The following is a 19,339-nucleotide window of genomic DNA, read 5'->3' as shown; positions in this document are numbered from 1 at the left end:
TGGGCGGCGTTTTTTATTGCTGTGTAACGTTAGGCTTGAACGACCGGGATGTTGGCGTTCGCGGCAGCTTCACGGAACTCGGCGATCTGGTCGAAGGACAGGTAGCGGTAGACATCGGCCGCCATGCTGTCGATCTTGCCAGCGTATTCCATGTATTCCTCGACGGTCGGCAGGCGACCCAGGATGGAAGCAACCGACGCCAGCTCGGCCGAAGCCAGGTAGACGTTCGCGCCGTCACCCAGACGGTTCGGGAAGTTACGCGTCGAAGTCGACACAACAGTCGAGTTCGGCTCTACACGTGCCTGGTTACCCATGCACAGCGAGCAACCCGGCATTTCCATGCGAGCGCCAGCCTTGCCGTAGATGCCGTAGTAGCCTTCTTCGGTCAGTTGGTGAGCGTCCATCTTGGTCGGCGGCGACAGCCACAGACGGGTTGGCAGCTGACCCTTGACCTGTTCCAGCAGCTTGCCGGCAGCGCGGAAGTGACCGATGTTGGTCATGCACGAACCGATGAACACTTCGTCGATCTTCTCGCCAGCAACGCTGGAGAGCAGGCGAGCGTCGTCCGGGTCGTTCGGAGCGCAGAGTACAGGCTCCTTGATGTCGGCCAGGTCGATCTCGATGATTTCGGCGTACTCGGCGTCCTTGTCCGCTTCCATCAGCTCAGGGTTGGCCAGCCAGGCTTCCATCGCCTGGGCACGACGCTCCAGGGTGCGGGCATCGCCGTAGCCTTCGCCGATCATCCAGCGCAGCAGGGTGATGTTGGACTGCAGGTATTCAGCGATCGACTCTTTCGACAGCTGGATGGTGCAACCGGCAGCCGAACGTTCAGCCGAGGCGTCGGACAGTTCGAACGCTTGCTCGACGGTCAGCTTAGGCAGGCCTTCGATCTCCAGGATGCGACCGGAGAAAGCGTTTTTCTTGCCTTTCTTTTCTACGGTCAGCAGGCCAGCCTGGATCGCGTAGTATGGAATGGCGTGAACCAGGTCACGCAGGGTGACGCCTGGCTGCAGTTCGCCTTTGAAGCGAACCAGGACCGACTCAGGCATGTCCAGCGGCATGACGCCAGTAGCGGCGGCGAACGCCACCAGGCCGGAACCGGCCGGGAACGAGATGCCGATCGGGAAACGGGTGTGGGAGTCACCACCGGTACCGACGGTGTCTGGCAGCAGCATGCGGTTCAGCCACGAGTGGATGATGCCGTCGCCCGGACGCAGGGAAACGCCGCCGCGGGTCATGATGAAGTCAGGCAGGGTGTGGTGGGTGGTCACGTCGATCGGCTTTGGATAAGCCGCGGTGTGGCAGAAGGACTGCATCACCAGGTCGGTCGAGAAGCCCAGGCACGCCAGGTCTTTCAGTTCGTCACGGGTCATTGGACCGGTGGTGTCCTGGGAACCCACGGTGGTCATCTTCGGTTCGCAGTAGGTGCCCGGACGAACGCCGGTCACGCCGCAAGCCTTGCCGACCATTTTCTGCGCCAGGGTGAAACCCTTGGTGCTTTCAGCTGGAGCTTCAGGCTTCTTGAACAGGGTCGAAGGTGGCAGACCCAGCTCGGTGCGAGCCTTCTCGGTCAGGCCACGGCCGATGATCAGCGGGATACGGCCGCCAGCGCGGACTTCGTCCAACAGGACCGGAGTCTTCATTTCGAAGGTGGTCAGGACTTCGTCGGTGCCGTGCTTGCAGACTTTGCCAGCATGCGGGTACAGGTCGATTACATCGCCCATGTGCATGTTGGAAACGTCGAATTCGATTGGCAGTGCGCCGGCATCTTCCATGGTGTTGTAGAAGATCGGAGCGATTTTGCTGCCGAAGCAGAAACCGCCGGCACGCTTGTTCGGCACGTAAGGAACGTCGTCGCCGAAGAACCACAGTACGGAGTTGGTAGCCGATTTACGCGAAGAACCGGTACCGACCACGTCGCCAACGTAGGCGATCGGGAAGCCGGCATTGCGCATTTCTTCGATCTGCTTCATCGGACCGGTGACGCCTTGTGCGTCCGGCTCGATACCGTCGCGAGCCATTTTCAGCATGGCCAGGGCGTGCAGCGGGATGTCAGGACGGGACCAGGCATCAGGAGCAGGGGACAGGTCGTCGGTGTTGGTTTCGCCAGTCACCTTGAATACGCGCAGGCTGATCTTGTCAGCCAGCACTGGACGTTTCACGAACCACTCGGCGTCAGCCCAGGATTGCAGCACGCCTTTAGCGTGAACGTTACCGTTCTTGGCTTTTTCAGCAACGTCGTGGAAAGCGTCGAACATCAGCAGGGTGTGCTTGAGTTCTTCGGCTGCTACTGGAGCCAGTTCGGCGTCGTCCAGCAGGTTAACCAGCGTCACGATGTTGTAGCCGCCCTGCATGGTGCCGAGCAGTTCAACAGCGCGCTTCTTGTCGATCAGTGGGGATTTGGCTTCGCCTTTGGCGATAGCGGAGAGGAAACCAGCCTTTACATAGGCTGCTTCGTCCACTCCAGGTGGAACGCGATTGGTGATCAGGTCAACGAGGAAAGCTTCTTCGCCAGCCGGGGGGTTTTTCAGCAGCTCGACCAGGCCTGCAGTTTGTTCGGCGTTTAGCGGCTGGGGAACGATACCCAGTGCTGCACGCTCTTCGATATGTTTGCGGTAGGCTTCAAGCACAGTTATTACCCTCATCAGTGGTCCCATATGGGTGTCCGGGACGCTCATCCCGAAATTGCCGTACTCATGCGCTGCATGGCGTTGTGGGCCACTTAGCCAGAATTACCGACAATTCCTTACAGAAGCTGCTTTCAAAGTTTTACGCCTGCAGAACGGGAGCTGATGAGGGTTGGCGCTGGACTTTTCCCCGCTGGAAAAACCCCTCGCCAACACCGCTCTGAAGGAACGACTGTGCTCGTGACGCTTTGAAAACAGCTTCTAACGGACATTGGCGCCTAAAAAGGCTGGCTGATTCTACGGCAAAAAAAAATTAAAGGTAAGTCAGGGGCTATTGGACTTTGGTGGTGAATCGTCTCTGCAAACCCATTAAGCGTGTAACCCTGGACTTTGAGGGGTGATGAATGGGGGGCAAAGCGGCTAACATGCCGGCCTGTTTTGCTTTTTTGCGTTTTGCCAACCTATGCCCAATCAGACTATCAAGACTCCCTGCGTCGGCCTTTGCTCCACTGTTTACGGTGATCTGGTGTGCCGTGGCTGCAAGCGTTTCCACCATGAAGTGATTCACTGGAACGGCTACAACGAGGAAGAAAAGCGCGCTGTATGGCTACGTCTTGAGCAGTTGTTGTCGCAGGTGATGGCCGCCAAGGTGGAAATTTTCGATCCGGCGCTGCTGAGAATGCAGCTGGAACAGCGCAAGATCCGCTTTGTGCCGCATCAGTCGGAATATTGCTGGGCGTACCAGTTGATCGCGCGGGGTGCGCGGGTTATCAACAATCTGGAAGCTTACGGGATGGTGCTGCTGCCGGAGTTTCGCGAGTGGAGCCTTCCGGAATTGCGTGATGCCATTGATCGGGAATTCTTCCTGCTGTCTGAAGCGCATTATCAGCGTTACATCGCGCCTGGATTCCTCAAAGACGCCTTCGGCGCCTGAGGTCTCTTCCTGTGGCGAGGGAGCAAGCTCCCTCGCCACAAAGGCTGGACCGCTTCAATGCTTGTCCGCCATTTCCTGCAGATGATCCTCGATCTCTTGCGGCTTGAGCACCAGCACATCGCTCTCCACCGCATCCAGCACCACTTCCGCGGTATTGCCGATCAATGCCCCTGACACCCCGGTCCGTGCCACGGTGCCAATCACCATCACCGCCGCCTGCAGCTTGTGCACCATGAACGGAATCAATACATCCGCCGGGCCTTCCGCGATGTGCAAATGATCATCGTCAATGTCGAATTCCGCCTGGAACGCCTTGCACTGGTCGCGATAGCGCGCCTCAATGGTTTCGCTGAGCTGCAGCGTCGGGTCGGACGCCGACAGCATGGGCGATGGATGCGCACTGATCACATGCAAATGCGCCTTGGCCAGGCTGGCGATGTCGTAGCCGTAATCAATGATGGTGTTGTGCAAATGGCGATGTTCACTCTCTGTATTGCCGACGTCGATGGCCGCCAGAATCACCTTGTCCTTCCACGAGCCTGCGGTTTTCACCAGCAGAACCGGGGTAGGGCAGTGGCGCAGCAGCTTCCAGTCCGCAGGCGTCAGCAAGGCTTTTTTCAGGGCACTGTCGGGGAAGTGCTGCTTGATCACCAGGCCACAGCCTTCGGCTAGCTGCACGTCGACGATGGTTTCATGCAGGCTCTCATTCCACGCCTGCTCGGTGGTAACGCTGTAACCATCCTCGAGCAGGGACGCCTTGAGCACGCCCAACATACCGCTATGGTCGTGCTTGCGGTCGCACACCAGCAGGTGCAGGTGCGCCTGGGTTACACCGGCAATCAATTTGGCTCGTTTGAGCGCCAGGCTTTCCGAGTGTTCGGGGTCAATGACCACCAGAATGCTGCGTATGGCTTGCATGATCGGGATCTCCTGGAAATTAAAAGCGCGGCGTTGCACAACTATAGTTCCTGCCAAGCGTTCGGTGACTTGATGCATATCAACGGTGGTGACTGGTGGTCTTTGGGCAGGCCGGTATAATCGGCGCCCTTCGATTTATACCCATTTATCCGTGAGCCCCATGATCCTTCCCGAAATTCACGAGTTCCTCGGCTGCCGCACCCCCGATGGCTGGGTCCAAGCCGCTCTGGCCGATCAGGAAACCTTGCTGATCGACCACAAGAATTGCGAGTTCAAGGCGGCCAGCACGGCGCTTAGCCTGATTGCCAAATATCACTCCCACGTCGATCTGATCAACATGATGTCGCGTCTGGCTCGGGAAGAGCTGGTGCACCACGAGCAGGTCATGCGCCTGCTGAAAAGACGCAAGATCGAACTGCGTCAGTTGTCCGCCGGGCGTTACGCCTCGGGCCTGCGCAAAGTGGTACGCAGTCACGAACCGGTAAAACTGGTGGATACGTTGGTAGTCGGCGCGTTCATCGAGGCCCGCAGTTGCGAGCGTTTCGAAGCGTTGGTGCCGCATCTGGACGAGGAGCTGGGCAAGTTCTACTTCGGCCTGCTGAAAAGTGAAGCGCGGCATTTCCAGGGGTATCTGAAACTGGCTTACCAGTACGGTGACGCCAAGGACATCGCTCAGGTAATCGACAAGGTTCGCGCCGCTGAGCAAGAATTAATCGAGTCGCCGGACGTGGAGTTTCGGTTTCACAGTGGTGTGCCTGTCGCCGCGTGATTTATTTGGCATCGCCGGGCGCTGGTCAGGCTGAACGACACCGCGCCGCAATGGCAGGAACCTTCGAGTTGCATGAGAACCTCCGGCTATCTTGAGCGAGCCCAAGATAGCCTAGACCGTCAGCGCTATTCGACAGGCACCAAAATCGCATCGCCGGTTGCTACCAGTTTCAGTTGATCGCCGGATTGCGCGAACAACTCGGCATGGGCAAATACCTGTTTTTTGCCTGCCTTCACCACGCGACCCCGAACAATGAATACTTCACCGACCGCAGGCGCCAGGCAGTTGACTGAAAAGTGCGATGCCAACACGTTGCCGGCCACCGTCCCGGCAGCAAAGCCACAGGCCGTATCGAGCAAACCACCAATCAGGCCGGCATGCAGAAAACCGGCATATTGCGCCATGTCGTTTTCACGAAAGGCCATGGTGAGTTCGGCTTCGCCATGTTCGACGCGGGTAACTTCGAAGCCGGCCCAGCGGTTGAAAGCTGAGGTTGAGTTGATTTTTTTGAGTGTGTTGAGCATCACGAATCCCTCCGATTGAGCATTTACCATGCGCTTCAACACGGGTGGCGTCATTGACCATAAGCGTGGTTGATGGGCCGCTGGGTGAGCGGTGAATGGACTGAAGGCTTCGCGAGCAGGCTCCCACAGGGATTCGTTGAACACCGAAGATCCAATGTGTGAGCGAGCCTGCTCGCGATGAACGACAACGCGGTCTATCGGCTCGGCACCCGCCACAAATACCAGGACGCCACGGTCCGAAATGGACTCCACGCCAAACCAATCTCAATCATCTGCTTGCGCGTCGGTTGTACCTGCAGCCCCTTGAGCCGCCGATACCCTTCACGCACACCAAAGTCTTCGGCCGGCAAAATATCCGGCCGCTCCAGGCTATAGATCAACAGCATCTCCACAGTCCAGCGACCCACACCGCGCAGGGTAATCAGCCGTTCAATCAGCGCTTCATCGTCCATGGCCAGTGCCGTGGCGTAATCCGGGACCACGCCGTCCAGTGCTGCCTGGGCGATGCCTTGAATGGTCGCGACCTTGCTGGCGGAAAAGCCGCACCCGCGCAATTCATCAAAATCTGTGGCAACGATCTGCTCAGGCCTTGGAAACGACACCGACGGGTACAACGCCAGCAACCTGCCGACAATCGCATCCCCGGCCTTGGCGTGCAGTTGCTGGTAGGCAATGGCCCGCACCAGTGATTCATAGGGATCGCGGGCGGCGTGGGGTTGATGCAGGCACGGGCCGATGGTAGCGATGTGCCGACGCCAATCTTCATCGAGCGACGCCAGAAATTCGGTGTCGGGCAGGTATTCGTCCGGCATGGGCTCAGGTTTTCCCGGGCGTTTTCAAATGGGTGGTTTCAGAGTGCGAGTTGCTGAGTAATCTGCACTGCCGCATTTTCCAGCCTGAGCAGGAATGCCTTGCGCGGGTGGCCTCCAGCGTAGCCGGTCAGCGAGCCATCAGCACCGATTACCCGGTGGCAAGGCAGCACAATCGAAAGTCGGTTATGACCGTTGGCCAACCCCACTGCGCGACTGGCGCCGGGCTTGCCCAGAAGGGCGGCAATCGCTCCGTAGGTCGTGGTCTGCCCATAAGGGATTTTTGCCAGTTCGGCCCACACCTGGCGGGAGAACTCGCTACCCGGCATGTGCAGGGCAACGCTGAATTCGGTGCGCTCGCCGGCGAAATACTCGGAAAGTTGTACTTCGATTTGCTGCAAATGCCCGTTATGCCCCGGCGCCACGGCATACCCGAAGCGGTTTTGCAGCGCTTCGACTTCACGGGTCAGGCTGGGTTGGTCGAGAAACTCCAGCAGCACCAGCCCACGACGCTCGGCCATGGCGATCATCGGCCCCAGCGGTGTGGTCAAGCGCGTAAACAGCAACGGCTCACTGGTGGCGGCGCGACCGGGGGTGATGTGGAAAGATTTCTGAAAGGCATCGCGAAAGCCGCTGAGCGATTCATAGCCAGAGTCGAATGCCACGTGGTCGATGGAATCACCCTGTTTGATCCCGCCCAACGCCATGCCCAGGCGTCGGGTGCGCAGCCAGGCATGAAAGGTCATGCCGAAATGCTGCTTGAACCAGCGCCGCAGTTTCAGCGGTTCAATGCCTTCGGCGTGTATCTGGGCGTCGGTCCAGCGCTGCTCGGGATCGGCGTCCACCGACTTGAGCAGCTTCTGCACCCAGTCCGGTGCAATAGCGGCGGCGTCCATGGGTTTGCAACGCAGGCAAGCGCGATAACCCGCCGCCAGGCACTCGTCGGCATGGGCGAAGAACTCGACATTCTCCGGTTTCGGGCTGCGTGCGGTGCAACCTGGACGGCAGAAAATCCCAGTGGTCTTGACCGCAGTAAAAAACACCCCCTCGTAGGCGGTGTCTCGTTCGAGCATGGCGCGGACCATCTCGGCGCGGGGCGGCAACAGCGTGCTTTGTAGGTTCATGGGCCTAGCATAGAACGCGACATGGACAGCCTCTACCGGAAAATCGACAGGGAATCCCAGTCATTCTCCATCAGGTCAATGTGGGAGCGGCGTCAGGTACGACGTGCCATCAACAACACCGAAGCCGCCGCCGACAACAACCCTGCGCAGCAACGATTGAACATTCGCTTGCCTGACGGCTTGGCAAACCAGCGGCGCATGTGCAACCCCATGTAGGCGTAGGCCGCGATGGCGATCCATTCGAGAATCAGGAACAACGCTCCCAATACCGCAAATTGTGGTGTGATCGCGCGGGTCGGATCGACGAACTGCGGCAGGAACGCCGTGAAGATCAAAATGGCTTTGGGATTACCGGCCGCCACCAGAAATTCTTGCCGGGCCAACGCCAGCATGCCCACCGGTGCACTCGCCACGACGTTCTCTGCGCCGGGGTTGGCGCGCCACAATTGCCACGCAAGGTAAAACAGGTACGCCGCTCCGAGAATCTTGATTCCGTAGAACAATAACTCCGACGTCTGCAACACCACCGCCAGGCCCGCCGAAGCGAGGGCGATCATCCCGGCGAAAGCCAGCAAGCGGCCAACACCGGCCAGGCAAGCGGTGCGATAGCCATAGCGGGTCGAATTGCTGACCGATAGCAAGTTGTTCGGGCCGGGGGCCATGTTCAGGGCGAAACAGGCGGGGAGAAAAAGGGAGAGGGTGGCGAGGTCCATGATCGGCTCCAGTAGAAGTGCCGTATTTTTATCACGGCTGGCGGGTGGCACGCCCCGTACAGTCATGGACCTAAAGCGCCGTATCAGTGGCTAGCGGGAGAATTTTTTTGCCCCGGCCACGCAGAGAATCACCGCGACGGTCACCCCGAGCATGCCAAGGCTGACGTGCTCGTGAAGCAAAGTCGCCGCCAGTGCCAGGCCGAAAAACGGCTGCAGCAATTGCAGTTGTCCGACCGCGGCAATCCCGCCCTGGGCGAGGCCGCGATACCAGAACACAAACCCGATCAGCATGCTGAACAGCGATACGTACGCCAGACTGAACCACGCCGGGGTGCTGATATTGGCGAAGTTCGCAGGCATCCGCCAAAACGTCAGCGCAGCCATGACCGGCAGCGCAAGCACCAGCGCCCAGGAAATCACTTGCCAACCGCCGAGTGTGCGCGACAACTTCGCGCCTTCGGCGTATCCCAGACCGCAGGCCACTATCGCCAGCAGCATCAGGACGTCGCCCTGGGGTGAAGCGGTTAGCCCTTGGGCGACGGCAAACCCGACCACCAGCAGACTGCCCAACACCGAGAAGATCCAAAACACCGGCCGGGGACGCTCGCCACCGCGCAAGACGCCAAACACCGCTGTCGCGAGGGGCAGCAGGCCGACGAACACGATGGAGTGCGCGGACGTCACGTATTGCAGCGCCAGCGCGGTTAGCAGCGGAAAACCAACCACCACACCCAACGCGACGATGATCAACGGCACAAGCTGATTGCGCGCAGGACGCTTTTCCTTGAACAGCAACAGCAGCGCCAACGCCAGAATCGCCGCGATGGTGGCCCGAGCCACTGTCAGGAACACAGGGTCGAATTCCAGCACGGCTACCCGCGTCGCTGGCAACGATCCGCTGAAAATCACAACACCTATCAATCCGTTGATCCATCCGCGAGCGCTGCTTTCCAGCGCCGTGTTTTGTACGTTCGAAGTCCGTTCCATGTAGTCCACGCTCATTGTTTGATTGCACGAATGCCATCGTATGGCTGACTATCGGTACAATCAAAAAATTGTCATGGATACATCATGCCTCGATCCCGATACAAATCGCTGGTTGATGCCTTTGCGGCTGACATTCGCTCGGGGCAATTGCCCCCCGGTGCGCGTTTGCCAACACATCGTCAACTCGCCACTGAACATGGATTGGCACTGGTCACGGCCAGTCGGGTTTATGCCGAGCTTGAAAGCATGGGCCTTGTCAGCGGCGAAACCGGGCGCGGGACCTTCGTCAGGGAAACGGCACTGCCGCCCGGACAAGGCATCTCACAGTCGGTGGTGGCGGCGGGGATGATTGACCTCAATTTCAACTACCCGTCACTGCCGGGTCAGGCTGATTTGTTGCGTAATGCTCTACGCCAGCTCGCGCTATCCGGAGATCTGGAATCGCACCTGCGTTACCAGCCCCACGCAGGGCGTCTGCATGAGCGGGCTGCGGTCGCGGGTCACCTCAGCGAGCGCGGGCTGAACGTACCGGCCGAGCAGGTGTTGATCGTCAGCGGCGCTCAACATGGGCTGGCGGTGACCTTGATGACGCTGCTCAAGCCTGGGGATGTGATCGCCGCCGATGCGCTGACTTACCCCGGATTCAAGACCCTCGCCGAAACGCTGCACCTTGAGCTCTTGCCCATTCCTGTCACCGACAAGGGGCCTGATTTGTTTGCCTTGGAGAGGTTGTGCCGGAGTCGATCGGTCCGCGCGGTTTATTCGATGCCGACCCTGCATAACCCGTTGGGCTGGGTGATGGCGGCGGATCAGCGCGAGCAGTTGGTGACGATAGCGCGCAGGTACGACCTGACCATCATCGAGGATGCTGCCTACGCGTTTCTCGCCGGAGACGCACCACCGCCCTTGACTGAGATGGCACCTGAAAGAACGGTGTACGTTTCAGGCCTGTCCAAAAGCGTTGCCACCGGGCTACGCGTCGGGTTTGTGGCGGCACCAGTGAAATGGGTGGCGGCATTCGAACGCACGATCATGGCGACCACCTGGAACACCCCCGGCGTAATGACGGCCCTGGCCGTTGCCTGGCTCGAAGACGGCACGGTGATCAAGCTTGAGGCGCAGAAACGTGCGGACGCACGGGCGCGGCAGGCCTTGGCTCGCGAAGTGTTGGCTGGGCTTAAATACATCAGCCATCCGAATTCGTATTTCATTTGGCTACCGCTGGGCGAAGAGGCCCGGGCCGACCAGATCGCCATGGCGTTGATGCGCGAGCAGGTATCGGTGTCGCCCGCCGAGCCCTTTGCAATCTCGACCCACGTGCCGCACGCGATTCGTCTGGCGCTGGGCTCGGTGGACATGGATTCGCTGCGCGAAGCCTTGGTGAAAGTGAAGAGGGTGGTGGGCTATTACGCGTAGCGCTACTGGATCGCAGGCGAGGGTAGTTTTCTTCAATACGCGCACAGCAGGGGTCTTTACCGTGGGGCCTGGTTTAACTGACAGGAAGTAGGTGTGCGATGAGTCTGATGATGTCCATGGCGGCGTTTGCGTTGGCCGCTTCGATAACGCCGGGGCCGGTGAATATTGTGGCGTTGAGTTCCGGGGCGCGTTTCGGTTTTCGCGCCAGCCAGTGGCACGTCGCAGGAGCGACCCTGGGTTTTGTGTTGTTGCTGGTGCTGATGGGGCTGGGCTTGCATGAGTTGCTACGAATTTGGCCGGCCATGACTCAAGTGGTGCAGTGGGCGGGCGTGGCGTTCCTGCTCTACATGGCCTTCAAGTTGGCGGCGGATAACGGGCAGCTTGAGTCGAAGGAATCTGGTCGGGCGCCAACGATGTTGTATGGCGCGGTGATGCAGTGGCTCAACCCAAAAGCCTGGCTGGCTTGCGTGGCCGGGATGGGCGCGTTTGTCGCCGATGGCGAAGCACGCCTGGTCTGGCAATTCGCGGCGGTGTACCTGGTGATTTGCTATCTGTCGGTAGGTTGCTGGGCCTATGCCGGGACATTCCTGCGCGGGTACCTGCACAACCCGGTGGGCATGCGCTGGTTCAATCGGGTCATGGCGTTGTTACTGGCGGTGAGTGCGATTTACCTGGTGTTGCCCTAGGCACTAAACAATTGTGGCGAGAGCCGGTGCCTGGCTTGGCGTTGTGGCGGGTAGTGGGTGCGCCAAGTCACGGGCACCCAGCGGAATCGAAACCTTCTTTGTGGCGAGGCTGACTCAGCCGCGATACTGCCCCGGTGTTGCCGCCAGGTGCTGTTTGAATGCCCGTTGAAAATGCGCTTGATCGGCAAATCCCGCTTCCAGTGCCACGTCGGCGATCAACTTGCCGTTGCGCAACTGATCCTGGGCGAACTGGATGCGCCGGTTAACCAGAAAAGCATGGGGCGTCATGCCGTAGTGTTGCTTGAACGCGCGGATCAGGTAGGACGGCGACAGTTGCGCCGCTTCGCAGATGTCTTCGAGCTTGAGTATTTGCGTGCAGTGATCGCGGATGAAATCGGCAGCGCGTTCCAGCTTGAAGTTGGGCTCGCGCAACGGTTGATCGACCGGGTTCAGCCGTAGCTGCACTTCGGTGAAAAACTCCACCGCTGCGCTGTGCTTGCGCAACACGTCCTGCTGCTGATCGACCAGCACCTCATATAAAGCCTTCAATCCGTCGAACAGTTCGCGGTCCGCGATATGGGTGACTGCGAACCGGCGAAACGCCAGATCGTTGCTGAACCCCAACTGATGCTGCAAATCGGTGAGCCAAGCGGTGTCGACATAGAGCATCAGGTAGGACCAGGGCTGATCATCGATCGGATTGCAGGCGTGGACATCACCGGGGTTCATCAGCACGACGGTGCCAATACTGACCTCGAAGTACGATTGCTCATGGATATAGGTACTGCGCCCGGCGGTAATCGCCCCGATGGAAAAGTGCTCGTGGGAATGCCGGGTGTAACAGACCTCGCGCCCGTCGGCGATGGAGCGGGCTTCGATGAAGGGCAGGGCGTCATCGCGCCAGAAACGCGGGGCTTTGTTGGTGTCCCGGGGCTTGGAGAGCTTCATGGCCAGTCCTTGTCAGATCAGCGTCGGAGTGTATTAGCTCTCGCCGTTAAAGGCTCGTTGCAGCTCAGCGATATCGAGTTTTTTCATGTGCATCATCGCCAGCATCGCACGCTGGGATTTGATCGTGTCGGGGTCTTTGATCATCTCCATCATGGCGACTGGCACGATCTGCCAGGACACTCCGAATTTGTCCTTGAGCCAGCCGCACTGTTGCGCCTCGACTGGCCCGCCGGCGGACAGGCGCCCCCAGAAGTGGTCGACTTCTTCCTGGGTCTGGCAGTTGACCTGGAACGAAATCGCTTCGTTGAAGATGAAGTTCGGGCCACCGTTAAGGCCGGTAAATGTCTGCCCGTCGAGTTCGAAACTGACCGTCATGACCGAACCGACTTCGCGACCATGGAATTCTTTACCAGCCTCGCCATAGTGGGTGATGGCGGTGATTTTCGAATGATCGAAGATCGCGCAATAAAACTTCGCAGCCTCTTCGGCCTGACCATCGAACCACAGGCAGGGTGTGAGTTTTTGAATATGAAGCATGGCGGGTCTCCTTGGCAGGTTTTTGCATGCTGGACTATCAGCGTAGCTAGCCTGCGTGGGTCTGGACGCGCCGTAGATCGCCCAGTGCGTAGGGGATTTTTAGTCGCCGAAGTCGTTATGACTACAGGCTGAGTCATACGGACTCTTTCGCAATAGAGTCGTTTTGACCCGCACCTACCTAAGTGGCTGATTTAGCTGCCTTGGATAACTGGCACGACACTTGATACATCCAACGTACAACTGAACTGCTACAGGAGTACGGAAAATGTTCCATTTCTTCAGCAATCCTCAGAATGTCCTGCACCTTTCGAGCCGCGTGCTTATCGTTGGCCTGGCAATGTTGCTCGCCGGGATCTATGGCGCTTACCTCTACAACGGTCATCTGTCGATCCCGGCGCAAGTGGCGCTGCACGCCATGACCATCATCGGGCCGACGCTGCTGAAAATCGGCTACGTCATGCGCCTGCTGTCCCAGCACCGGTTGAGCAAACCTCAGCGCGTAGCGTTGGCCTGATGTGTAAATTGGCCGCCGCTCCCGTCTTCAGTCTCGGCTTTCGTCCGTTCTTCCTCGCAGGCGCCGCGTTCGCCGCACTGGCGGTGGCAATCTGGGCGCTGTGGCTATACGGCCGTTTGCCCGGTGCGCAACCGGTGGGCAGCATGCTCGCCTGGCATCGGCACGAGATGCCGTTCGGATTTGCCGCCGCGATCATCGCCGGGTTCCTGCTGACAGCAGTACCTAACTGGACTGGTCGCCCTGGGCTCAACGGCTGGCCACTTATCTGGCTGGTGCTGGTCTGGCTGCTGGCGCGACTGGCCTGGCTGCTGCCGATTTCTCCTGCGTGGTTGCTGTTGTTGCAGCTGCCTTTTTTGCCGTTGTTGACCGGGATACTGGGGCGCGACCTGATCGCTGCCGGCAAGCGCGAAAACTACCCGATTTTGTTGATGGTCATGCTGCTGGCCGGTTGTCAGGCCATGACGTTGTGGGGCATCTCCACCGATAATGTCGGCTTGCAGCGACGTGGAGTATTAACCGCCTTGTGGCTGATCGGCGCACTGATGAGCGTGATCGGTGGACGTGTGATCCCGTTCTTCATCCAGCGTGGCTTGAATCGTCCAGCACAGCCTGCGGTCAATCCGCTACCCACCAAGGTCCTGCTGGTGAGCGGACTGCTGACCGCGCTGACTTTTACCCTCGGCTTGAATGACGTCCCGAGGCTTTGGCTGGCGGTGTTGTTTTTATTGATGGGCAGTCTGCACCTGATTCGTCTGTGGCGTTGGCATGACCGTGGTATCTGGCGAGTGCCGCTGTTGTGGTCGCTGTATCTGTCGTATGTCTGGCTGGTAGTGGCGGTTTTCGCCATGGTGCTGTGGCACGCCGGCCTGATGCCGCAGCAGAGCCTGGCGACTCATTCACTGTCGGTGGGCGGTATTGGCGGGTTAATTCTGGCGATGACTGCCCGGGTCAGCCTTGGGCATACCGGCCGGCCATTGCTGCCTTCGAAAGCAATTGTGGTGGGGTTCGGCCTGGTATTGATGGCTGGGGTTTCGCGGGTGTTGCTGGTGCCGTTTTCCGGCTGGGGACTGGGGTTGTCGGCGTTGCTTTGGTGTGCGGCGTTTGGGTTGTTTCTCCTGCGTTATACCGGGATTCTGATCAAGCCACGGGTCTAGCTTTCTGTAGGAGCTGGCTTGCCAGCGATAGCGGCGCGTCAGGCGAAATCGATGCTGATGGCCCACCGTGATCGCTGGCAAGCCAGCTCCTACAGATCCGCGTGATTCATGACCGGTGGTCGATACGCCTCGGTCTGCCGGTCAAATTGCGCTTAGCTGTAGGGATAACCCGAGGCGCGCGTAGGTTCTTGATAACCACAGCGGCGTCCCCCTTCAGAACACCGTGAGTCTGAGGACCTTCGCAATGCTGACCCTCAATATCAATGGTCAGGACCAGGAGCTGGATGTCCCCGCGGACATGCCGCTGTTGTGGGTCCTGCGTGATGTCGCGCACCTGACCGGAACCAAGTTCGGCTGTGGCATGGCGCAGTGCGGCGCCTGCACCGTGCACATCGACGGCGCTCCGCTGCGCTCCTGCATCACCCCCGCCACGGCGGTGGCCCATGGGCAGAAAATCCTCACCATCGAAGGCCTGTCCACCGACGGTTCGCACCCGGTGCAACAAGCCTGGGCTGAACTCGATGTGGTCCAATGCGGTTACTGTCAGTCCGGGCAGATTATGTCGGCAGCGGCTTTGTTGGCGAAGATTCCGCAGCCCACCGACAGCGACATCGATCAGGCGCTGTCGGGCAACATTTGCCGCTGCGGCACCTATCCAAGAATTCGCGCCGCGGTCAAACGCGCCGCTGAACTGGGTTGATGGCCATGGATAGCTTCAGTCCGTTATCGCGCCGGAATTTTCTCAAGGGCAGTGCTGTGCTGGGCGGCGGCCTGGTGGTGGCGTTTGTTATTCCCGGTGCCCATCGTTTTGCCATGGGCGCCGAGAACCAGGGCAACGTGTTCGCACCAAATGCATTTCTGCGTATCGGCAATGACAACAGTGTCACGGTATTACTTGGTCATTCGGAAATGGGCCAGGGCATCTGGACCGGCCTGACCATGCTGATTGCCGAAGAACTGGATGCCGACTGGTCGAAAATTCGCGTCGAACATTCACCAGCGTCTGCCAAGGATTACGGTTTGGCCGGGTTTGGCGGAATGCAAATCACCGGCGGCTCGACCTCGACCTGGATGGAGTTCGATCGTTACCGCCAGGCCGGTGCGGCGGCGCGGTTGATGTTGATCGAGGCAGCAGCCAAGCGCTTCAACGTTGCGCCTTCCGAGATTCGCACCGAATCCGGCGTCGTGATTGCTGGTGAGCAACGCGCCACCTACGGCGAACTGGCCGATGACGCGGGCAAGCTGCCGGTGCCGGATCCGGCGTCGATCAAGCTCAAAGAGGCCAAGGACTGGAAACTCATCGGCAAACCCACCAAACGCCTGGACACGCCGGAAAAAATCACCGGGCGGGCGAAGTTCGGCATGGACGTGCAGTTCGACGGCTTGATGACGGCGATGGTCGCGCGGTCCCCGGTGTTTGGCGGCAGTGTCAAATCCTTCGAAGGTGCCGGGGCGCTTGCGATACCTGGCGTGCGTAAAGTGGTGCAGGTGCCGACCGGCGTGGCGGTCATCGCCGACCACTACTGGGCGGCGAAGCTGGGGCGCGATGCGTTGACGGTTGAGTGGGATCTGGGACCGAACATCGATCTCGACAGTCAGGCGCTGTTGGAGCGCTTCCGCAAACTCGCGACCACGCCCGGTACGTCCGCCAGTCAGGCTGGCGATACCAAGGCTGCACTGGCCAAAGCGGCGAAAACCATTGATGTCGAGTACAGCGTGCCTTACCTGGCCCATGCCCCGATGGAGCCGCTCAATTGCACCGTGAGCATTACCCAGGACAAATGCGAGATCTGGACCGGGACGCAGTTTCAGACCCTCGACCAAATGGTCGCCGGGAAAATCACCGGGCTTAAACCCGAGCAGGTCGAGATTCACACCGAATTCCTCGGCGGCGGCTTTGGCAGGCGAGCCAACCCGACCTCGGATTTTGTCGCCGAAGCGGTGCAGGTCGCCAAGGCAGCAGGCGGACCGGTCAAGACCGTTTGGGCGCGGGAGGATGATATCCGGGGTGGCTATTACCGCTCAGCCTTCCTGCACCATGCAACGGTGGGCCTCGGTGCGGATGGCCTGCCCCTGGCCTGGAAACACGTAATGGTCGGGCAATCGATCATGGCCGGGACCATGCTGGAAGCGGCGATGGTCAAGAACGGCATCGACAAAACCTCCGTCGAAGGCGTGGCCGACAGTCCCTACCTCGAAGGGCTGGTCAACCATCAAGTTGAACTGCACTCGCCGCAAACCGGCATCACCGTGCTGTGGCTGCGGTCGGTGGGGCACACCCACACAGGGTTCGTCATGGAATCGTTGATCGATGAACTGGCCACGGCGGCGGGCAAGGACCCGGTGGAGTACCGACGCACCTTGCTCAAGGACCATCCGCGACATCTCGGCGTGTTGAACCTGGCCGTGGAAAAAGCCAACTGGCAAGCGCCGTTGCCGGACGGTCATGCCTTGGGCGTGGCGGTGCATGAGTCTTTCGGCAGTTACGTGGCGCAGGTGGCCGAAGTGTCCCAGGACAACCTGGCGATCCGCGTGCATCGGGTGGTGTGTGCGGTGGATTGCGGGATTGCGGTCAATCCGCAGAGCATCGCCGCGCAGATGGAATCGTGCATCACCTTCGGCCTCGGCTTCACCTTGCACAGCAAACTGACCTTTAAGGACGGGCAGGTGGTGCAGTCCAATTACCACGATTACCAAGTGCTGCGGCTGAACGAAATGCCGGCGGTGGAGGTGCACATTGTGCCCAGCAGCGAAAAACCGGGTGGCATCGGCGAGGCGGGTGTGCCGCCCACGGCACCGGCCGTTGCCAACGCGGTGTTCGCCCTGACCGGGCAACGCCTGCGGGAACTGCCGCTGCAACTGTCGGGGGTGTGAGATGAAACGACATCACTGGCTGCTGGGTGGGGTGCTGCTGGTTTGCCTGTTTATCTACGCCACGGAGCTGTTCGCCGATGACCGCGAAGCCTTGAAGGCTTTCGAAACGGTACAGCAAGTCTTCCAGAGTCCGCGTTGCCAGAACTGCCACATCCCCGGCGATTCGCCGTTGCAGTTCGATGCCGGAAAACCTCACGCGATGAACGTCGTGCGCGGCTTGGACGGTAAGGGCGCGGCCGGTTTGCCGTGCGCCACCTGCCACGCCGATACCAATCCACCGGTCAGCTACGGCCCCAAGACGCCGCCGGGAGCGCCGCACTGGAGCCTGCCACCGGCCGCGCACAAAATGGCCTGGATCAGTCTGCCCCCCGACCGTTTGTGCGCCATGATCAAGGATCGCGCCAGCAACGGCGATCGTGATTTCCCGGCGCTGATCAAGCATGTCAGCGAAGACAAACTGGTGCTGTGGGGCTGGAATCCGGGCGGTAATCGCGCACCGGTACCGGTGCCGCACGACATCTTTGTCAACCAATTCAAGCTCTGGGCAGACGCCGGAGGGCCGTGTCCGATAGGCGGGTAGCTGACCAACGGCCAGTAAACACGGAGTTAAACCCGTTATTGAGGACTCTAAGAAACATACCCTTCAAAGGAGTATGTGATGTTGATTTCAGGCAAACCGCACAAAACTGGCGTTCGCGCCGACCCCATGCGGACGCCACAGCAGGAGCGCGAACTTCTGCGCGACCTTGCCCGCAAGGCTGAGCAAGAACTGATAGGCGTACAGATGGCGAGCATGGATGAGCTCACGTTGCTGCCCAACCGCCATGGCTTCCTGGCACTGGCTCAAGCGGGACTGGAGGCCTGCATGCAACTGGAAAGACCGGCGACCTTGCTGTTTTTCAACCTGGACGACTTCAAGCGCATCAACTACCTGTTTGGCCGTAATGAGGGCGACAATGCTCTCAAGATCTTCGCCGATGTGTTGCGCATCGGATTCAGGGAAAGCGACGTGATCGGGCGGCTGGAAGGTGCCACTTTTGTCGCCTTGTTGACCGGTTCCAATAGCGTGGACACCCAGGCGATACAGGCCCGGCTTGAGGAGATGCTTGATGAACGGACTGCCACGGTGCATCGCGGGTATGACATAAGGTTTAACATCGGGCAGATCGAACATGACCCAGCAGTGCATGGTTCGGTTGAAGAGCTCTTGGCTGAGGCGGAAACGGCGTTGGGCCGTTAAAAAGTGCGCTGAATAGACCGGCCACATCGCGAGCACGCTCGCTCCCACATTTGAAATGCATCCCCTGCAGGAGCGAGCCTGCTCGCAATGAGGCACTTGCTGACAACATCTATTTAGCAAACAACTGCCCAATATCCTTAAACGCCTTGAACTCCAGCGCATTGCCGCAAGGATCGAACAGGAACATCGTCGCCTGCTCACCGACCAATCCCTGAAAACGAATCCCTGGCTCAATAACGAAGCGTGTCTCCAGCGACTTCAAACGTTCAGCCAACGCCTCCCATTCCGCCATTGCCAACACCACACCGAAATGCGGCACCGGCACGTCATGGCCGTCTACGGCATTGGTATGGGCGGCTTCCTGTGAGGCGTTCTTCGGCGCAAGGTGAATCACCAGTTGATGGCCGAAAAAATTGAAATCAACCCAGTGCTCGCTGGAACGACCTTCTTCGAGGCCAAACACGCTGCCATAGAAGTGCCGTGCGGCGGCCAGGTCATAGACCGGAATGGCCAAGTGGAAAGGGGAGAGTTGCATCAGGCATTCCTTGTTTGAGAGAAGTCAGTG

20 protein-coding genes are annotated in these 19,339 nt (G+C 59.4%); 10 read left to right on the top strand and 10 right to left on the bottom strand.

Annotated features, from left to right (window positions below; all coding sequences use genetic code 11):
* Positions 1 to 29: 29 nt before the first annotated feature.
* Positions 30 to 2,630: a bifunctional aconitate hydratase 2/2-methylisocitrate dehydratase gene (gene acnB, locus ABVN21_RS10030; protein WP_339553880.1), complete on the bottom strand. Its 2,601-nt coding sequence runs from the start codon at positions 2,628 to 2,630 to the stop codon at positions 30 to 32.
* 460 nt (positions 2,631 to 3,090) lie between these two features.
* On the opposite strand from acnB, the gene ABVN21_RS10025 reads away from it, so the two are divergent.
* Positions 3,091 to 3,561 carry a DUF1289 domain-containing protein gene (locus tag ABVN21_RS10025; RefSeq protein ID WP_339553801.1) on the top strand — a complete coding sequence of 157 codons (471 nt, stop codon included), beginning with the start codon at positions 3,091 to 3,093 and terminating at the stop codon, positions 3,559 to 3,561.
* A gap of 54 nt (positions 3,562 to 3,615) precedes the next feature.
* Here ABVN21_RS10025 and ABVN21_RS10020 read toward each other — a convergent pair whose 3' ends face one another.
* A complete protein-coding gene (locus tag ABVN21_RS10020) occupies positions 3,616 to 4,479 on the bottom strand; it encodes a universal stress protein (protein ID WP_339553800.1) in 864 nt (287 codons plus the stop codon).
* Positions 4,480 to 4,639: 160 nt separating this feature from the next.
* Between ABVN21_RS10020 and miaE the strand changes: the two genes are divergently transcribed.
* Positions 4,640 to 5,248: a tRNA isopentenyl-2-thiomethyl-A-37 hydroxylase MiaE gene (gene miaE / locus ABVN21_RS10015; RefSeq protein WP_339553799.1), complete on the top strand. Its 609-nt coding sequence runs from the start codon at positions 4,640 to 4,642 to the stop codon at positions 5,246 to 5,248.
* A 125-nt stretch (positions 5,249 to 5,373) separates the two neighbouring features.
* On the opposite strand, the gene ABVN21_RS10010 is transcribed toward miaE, so the two are convergent.
* From ABVN21_RS10010 to ABVN21_RS09990, 5 genes are all read right to left on the bottom strand, one after another.
* Positions 5,374 to 5,988: a PaaI family thioesterase gene (locus tag ABVN21_RS10010; RefSeq protein ID WP_339561684.1), complete on the bottom strand. Its 615-nt coding sequence runs from the start codon at positions 5,986 to 5,988 to the stop codon at positions 5,374 to 5,376.
* Positions 5,967 to 6,584: a DNA-3-methyladenine glycosylase gene (locus tag ABVN21_RS10005; protein ID WP_339553797.1), complete on the bottom strand. Its 618-nt coding sequence runs from the start codon at positions 6,582 to 6,584 to the stop codon at positions 5,967 to 5,969. The genes ABVN21_RS10010 and ABVN21_RS10005 overlap by 22 nt, the downstream gene beginning before the upstream one ends.
* Positions 6,585 to 6,622: 38 nt before the next feature.
* Positions 6,623 to 7,705 carry a methylated-DNA--[protein]-cysteine S-methyltransferase gene (locus ABVN21_RS10000; RefSeq protein WP_339553796.1) on the bottom strand — a complete coding sequence of 361 codons (1,083 nt, stop codon included), beginning with the start codon at positions 7,703 to 7,705 and terminating at the stop codon, positions 6,623 to 6,625.
* 92 nt (positions 7,706 to 7,797) lie between these two features.
* Positions 7,798 to 8,418 (bottom strand): LysE family translocator, encoded by a 621-nt coding sequence (locus ABVN21_RS09995; protein ID WP_339553795.1) that lies wholly within the window; start codon positions 8,416 to 8,418, stop codon positions 7,798 to 7,800.
* Positions 8,419 to 8,508: 90 nt separating this feature from the next.
* On the bottom strand, positions 8,509 to 9,405 hold the full coding sequence (locus ABVN21_RS09990; RefSeq protein WP_339553794.1) for a DMT family transporter: 897 nt from the start codon (positions 9,403 to 9,405) through the stop codon (positions 8,509 to 8,511).
* Positions 9,406 to 9,489: 84 nt separating this feature from the next.
* Between ABVN21_RS09990 and ABVN21_RS09985 the strand changes: the two genes are divergently transcribed.
* Positions 9,490 to 10,821: a PLP-dependent aminotransferase family protein gene (locus tag ABVN21_RS09985; RefSeq protein ID WP_339553793.1), complete on the top strand. Its 1,332-nt coding sequence runs from the start codon at positions 9,490 to 9,492 to the stop codon at positions 10,819 to 10,821.
* A gap of 98 nt (positions 10,822 to 10,919) precedes the next feature.
* Complete coding sequence (locus ABVN21_RS09980; protein WP_339553792.1) at positions 10,920 to 11,507, top strand: LysE family translocator; 588 nt, start codon at positions 10,920 to 10,922, stop codon at positions 11,505 to 11,507.
* 114 nt (positions 11,508 to 11,621) lie between these two features.
* Here the strand turns inward: ABVN21_RS09980 and ABVN21_RS09975 are convergent, their stop codons facing one another.
* Both ABVN21_RS09975 and ABVN21_RS09970 read right to left on the bottom strand, forming a co-directional pair.
* On the bottom strand, positions 11,622 to 12,455 hold the full coding sequence (locus ABVN21_RS09975) for an AraC family transcriptional regulator (RefSeq protein WP_339553791.1): 834 nt from the start codon (positions 12,453 to 12,455) through the stop codon (positions 11,622 to 11,624).
* Between the two features lie 33 nt (positions 12,456 to 12,488).
* Positions 12,489 to 12,992: a VOC family protein gene (locus ABVN21_RS09970; RefSeq protein WP_339553790.1), complete on the bottom strand. Its 504-nt coding sequence runs from the start codon at positions 12,990 to 12,992 to the stop codon at positions 12,489 to 12,491.
* A gap of 265 nt (positions 12,993 to 13,257) precedes the next feature.
* On the opposite strand from ABVN21_RS09970, the gene ABVN21_RS09965 reads away from it, so the two are divergent.
* From ABVN21_RS09965 to ABVN21_RS09940, 6 genes are all read left to right on the top strand, one after another.
* Positions 13,258 to 13,506, top strand: coding sequence for a transmembrane sensor/regulator PpyR (locus tag ABVN21_RS09965; protein WP_339553789.1), 249 nt, complete (start codon positions 13,258 to 13,260; stop codon positions 13,504 to 13,506).
* On the top strand, positions 13,506 to 14,660 hold the full coding sequence (locus ABVN21_RS09960; RefSeq protein ID WP_339553788.1) for an NnrS family protein: 1,155 nt from the start codon (positions 13,506 to 13,508) through the stop codon (positions 14,658 to 14,660). The genes ABVN21_RS09965 and ABVN21_RS09960 overlap by 1 nt, the downstream gene beginning before the upstream one ends.
* A 244-nt stretch (positions 14,661 to 14,904) precedes the next feature.
* Complete coding sequence (locus tag ABVN21_RS09955) at positions 14,905 to 15,360, top strand: (2Fe-2S)-binding protein (protein WP_034148825.1); 456 nt, start codon at positions 14,905 to 14,907, stop codon at positions 15,358 to 15,360.
* 5 nt (positions 15,361 to 15,365) lie between these two features.
* The gene (locus ABVN21_RS09950) at positions 15,366 to 17,534 is read left to right on the top strand and encodes a xanthine dehydrogenase family protein molybdopterin-binding subunit (RefSeq protein ID WP_339553787.1); all 2,169 of its coding nucleotides are present in this window, start codon (positions 15,366 to 15,368) and stop codon (positions 17,532 to 17,534) included.
* A gap of 1 nt (position 17,535) precedes the next feature.
* Positions 17,536 to 18,114, top strand: a complete 579-nt coding sequence (locus tag ABVN21_RS09945; RefSeq protein WP_339553786.1) for a hypothetical protein — start codon at positions 17,536 to 17,538, stop codon at positions 18,112 to 18,114.
* Positions 18,115 to 18,192: 78 nt separating this feature from the next.
* A complete protein-coding gene (locus ABVN21_RS09940) occupies positions 18,193 to 18,774 on the top strand; it encodes a GGDEF domain-containing protein (RefSeq protein ID WP_339553785.1) in 582 nt (193 codons plus the stop codon).
* A 109-nt stretch (positions 18,775 to 18,883) separates the two neighbouring features.
* Here ABVN21_RS09940 and ABVN21_RS09935 read toward each other — a convergent pair whose 3' ends face one another.
* Positions 18,884 to 19,309: a VOC family protein gene (locus ABVN21_RS09935; protein WP_339553784.1), complete on the bottom strand. Its 426-nt coding sequence runs from the start codon at positions 19,307 to 19,309 to the stop codon at positions 18,884 to 18,886.
* Positions 19,310 to 19,339: the final 30 nt, after the last annotated feature.

The organism is Pseudomonas sp. MYb327 (genome assembly GCF_040438925.1).
Classification (GTDB): Bacteria; Pseudomonadota; Gammaproteobacteria; order Pseudomonadales; family Pseudomonadaceae; genus Aquipseudomonas.
Note: the sequence above shows the minus strand (reverse complement) of the source record. Positions and strands in the feature narration are given on the sequence as shown.

Coding starts and splice junctions, on each gene's coding strand:
- ABVN21_RS10025 (WP_339553801.1), top strand. CDS start 3,091: ATGCCCAATCAGACTATCAAGACTCCCTGCGTCGGCCTTTGCTCCACT.
- ABVN21_RS10020 (WP_339553800.1), bottom strand. CDS start 4,479: ATGCAAGCCATACGCAGCATTCTGGTGGTCATTGACCCCGAACACTCG.
- miaE (WP_339553799.1), top strand. CDS start 4,640: ATGATCCTTCCCGAAATTCACGAGTTCCTCGGCTGCCGCACCCCCGAT.
- ABVN21_RS10005 (WP_339553797.1), bottom strand. CDS start 6,584: ATGCCGGACGAATACCTGCCCGACACCGAATTTCTGGCGTCGCTCGAT.
- ABVN21_RS10000 (WP_339553796.1), bottom strand. CDS start 7,705: ATGAACCTACAAAGCACGCTGTTGCCGCCCCGCGCCGAGATGGTCCGC.
- ABVN21_RS09995 (WP_339553795.1), bottom strand. CDS start 8,418: ATGGACCTCGCCACCCTCTCCCTTTTTCTCCCCGCCTGTTTCGCCCTG.
- ABVN21_RS09990 (WP_339553794.1), bottom strand. CDS start 9,405: ATGGAACGGACTTCGAACGTACAAAACACGGCGCTGGAAAGCAGCGCT.
- ABVN21_RS09985 (WP_339553793.1), top strand. CDS start 9,490: ATGCCTCGATCCCGATACAAATCGCTGGTTGATGCCTTTGCGGCTGAC.
- ABVN21_RS09980 (WP_339553792.1), top strand. CDS start 10,920: ATGAGTCTGATGATGTCCATGGCGGCGTTTGCGTTGGCCGCTTCGATA.
- ABVN21_RS09975 (WP_339553791.1), bottom strand. CDS start 12,455: ATGAAGCTCTCCAAGCCCCGGGACACCAACAAAGCCCCGCGTTTCTGG.
- ABVN21_RS09970 (WP_339553790.1), bottom strand. CDS start 12,992: ATGCTTCATATTCAAAAACTCACACCCTGCCTGTGGTTCGATGGTCAG.
- ABVN21_RS09965 (WP_339553789.1), top strand. CDS start 13,258: ATGTTCCATTTCTTCAGCAATCCTCAGAATGTCCTGCACCTTTCGAGC.
- ABVN21_RS09960 (WP_339553788.1), top strand. CDS start 13,506: ATGTGTAAATTGGCCGCCGCTCCCGTCTTCAGTCTCGGCTTTCGTCCG.
- ABVN21_RS09955 (WP_034148825.1), top strand. CDS start 14,905: ATGCTGACCCTCAATATCAATGGTCAGGACCAGGAGCTGGATGTCCCC.
- ABVN21_RS09950 (WP_339553787.1), top strand. CDS start 15,366: ATGGATAGCTTCAGTCCGTTATCGCGCCGGAATTTTCTCAAGGGCAGT.
- ABVN21_RS09945 (WP_339553786.1), top strand. CDS start 17,536: ATGAAACGACATCACTGGCTGCTGGGTGGGGTGCTGCTGGTTTGCCTG.
- ABVN21_RS09940 (WP_339553785.1), top strand. CDS start 18,193: ATGTTGATTTCAGGCAAACCGCACAAAACTGGCGTTCGCGCCGACCCC.
- ABVN21_RS09935 (WP_339553784.1), bottom strand. CDS start 19,309: ATGCAACTCTCCCCTTTCCACTTGGCCATTCCGGTCTATGACCTGGCC.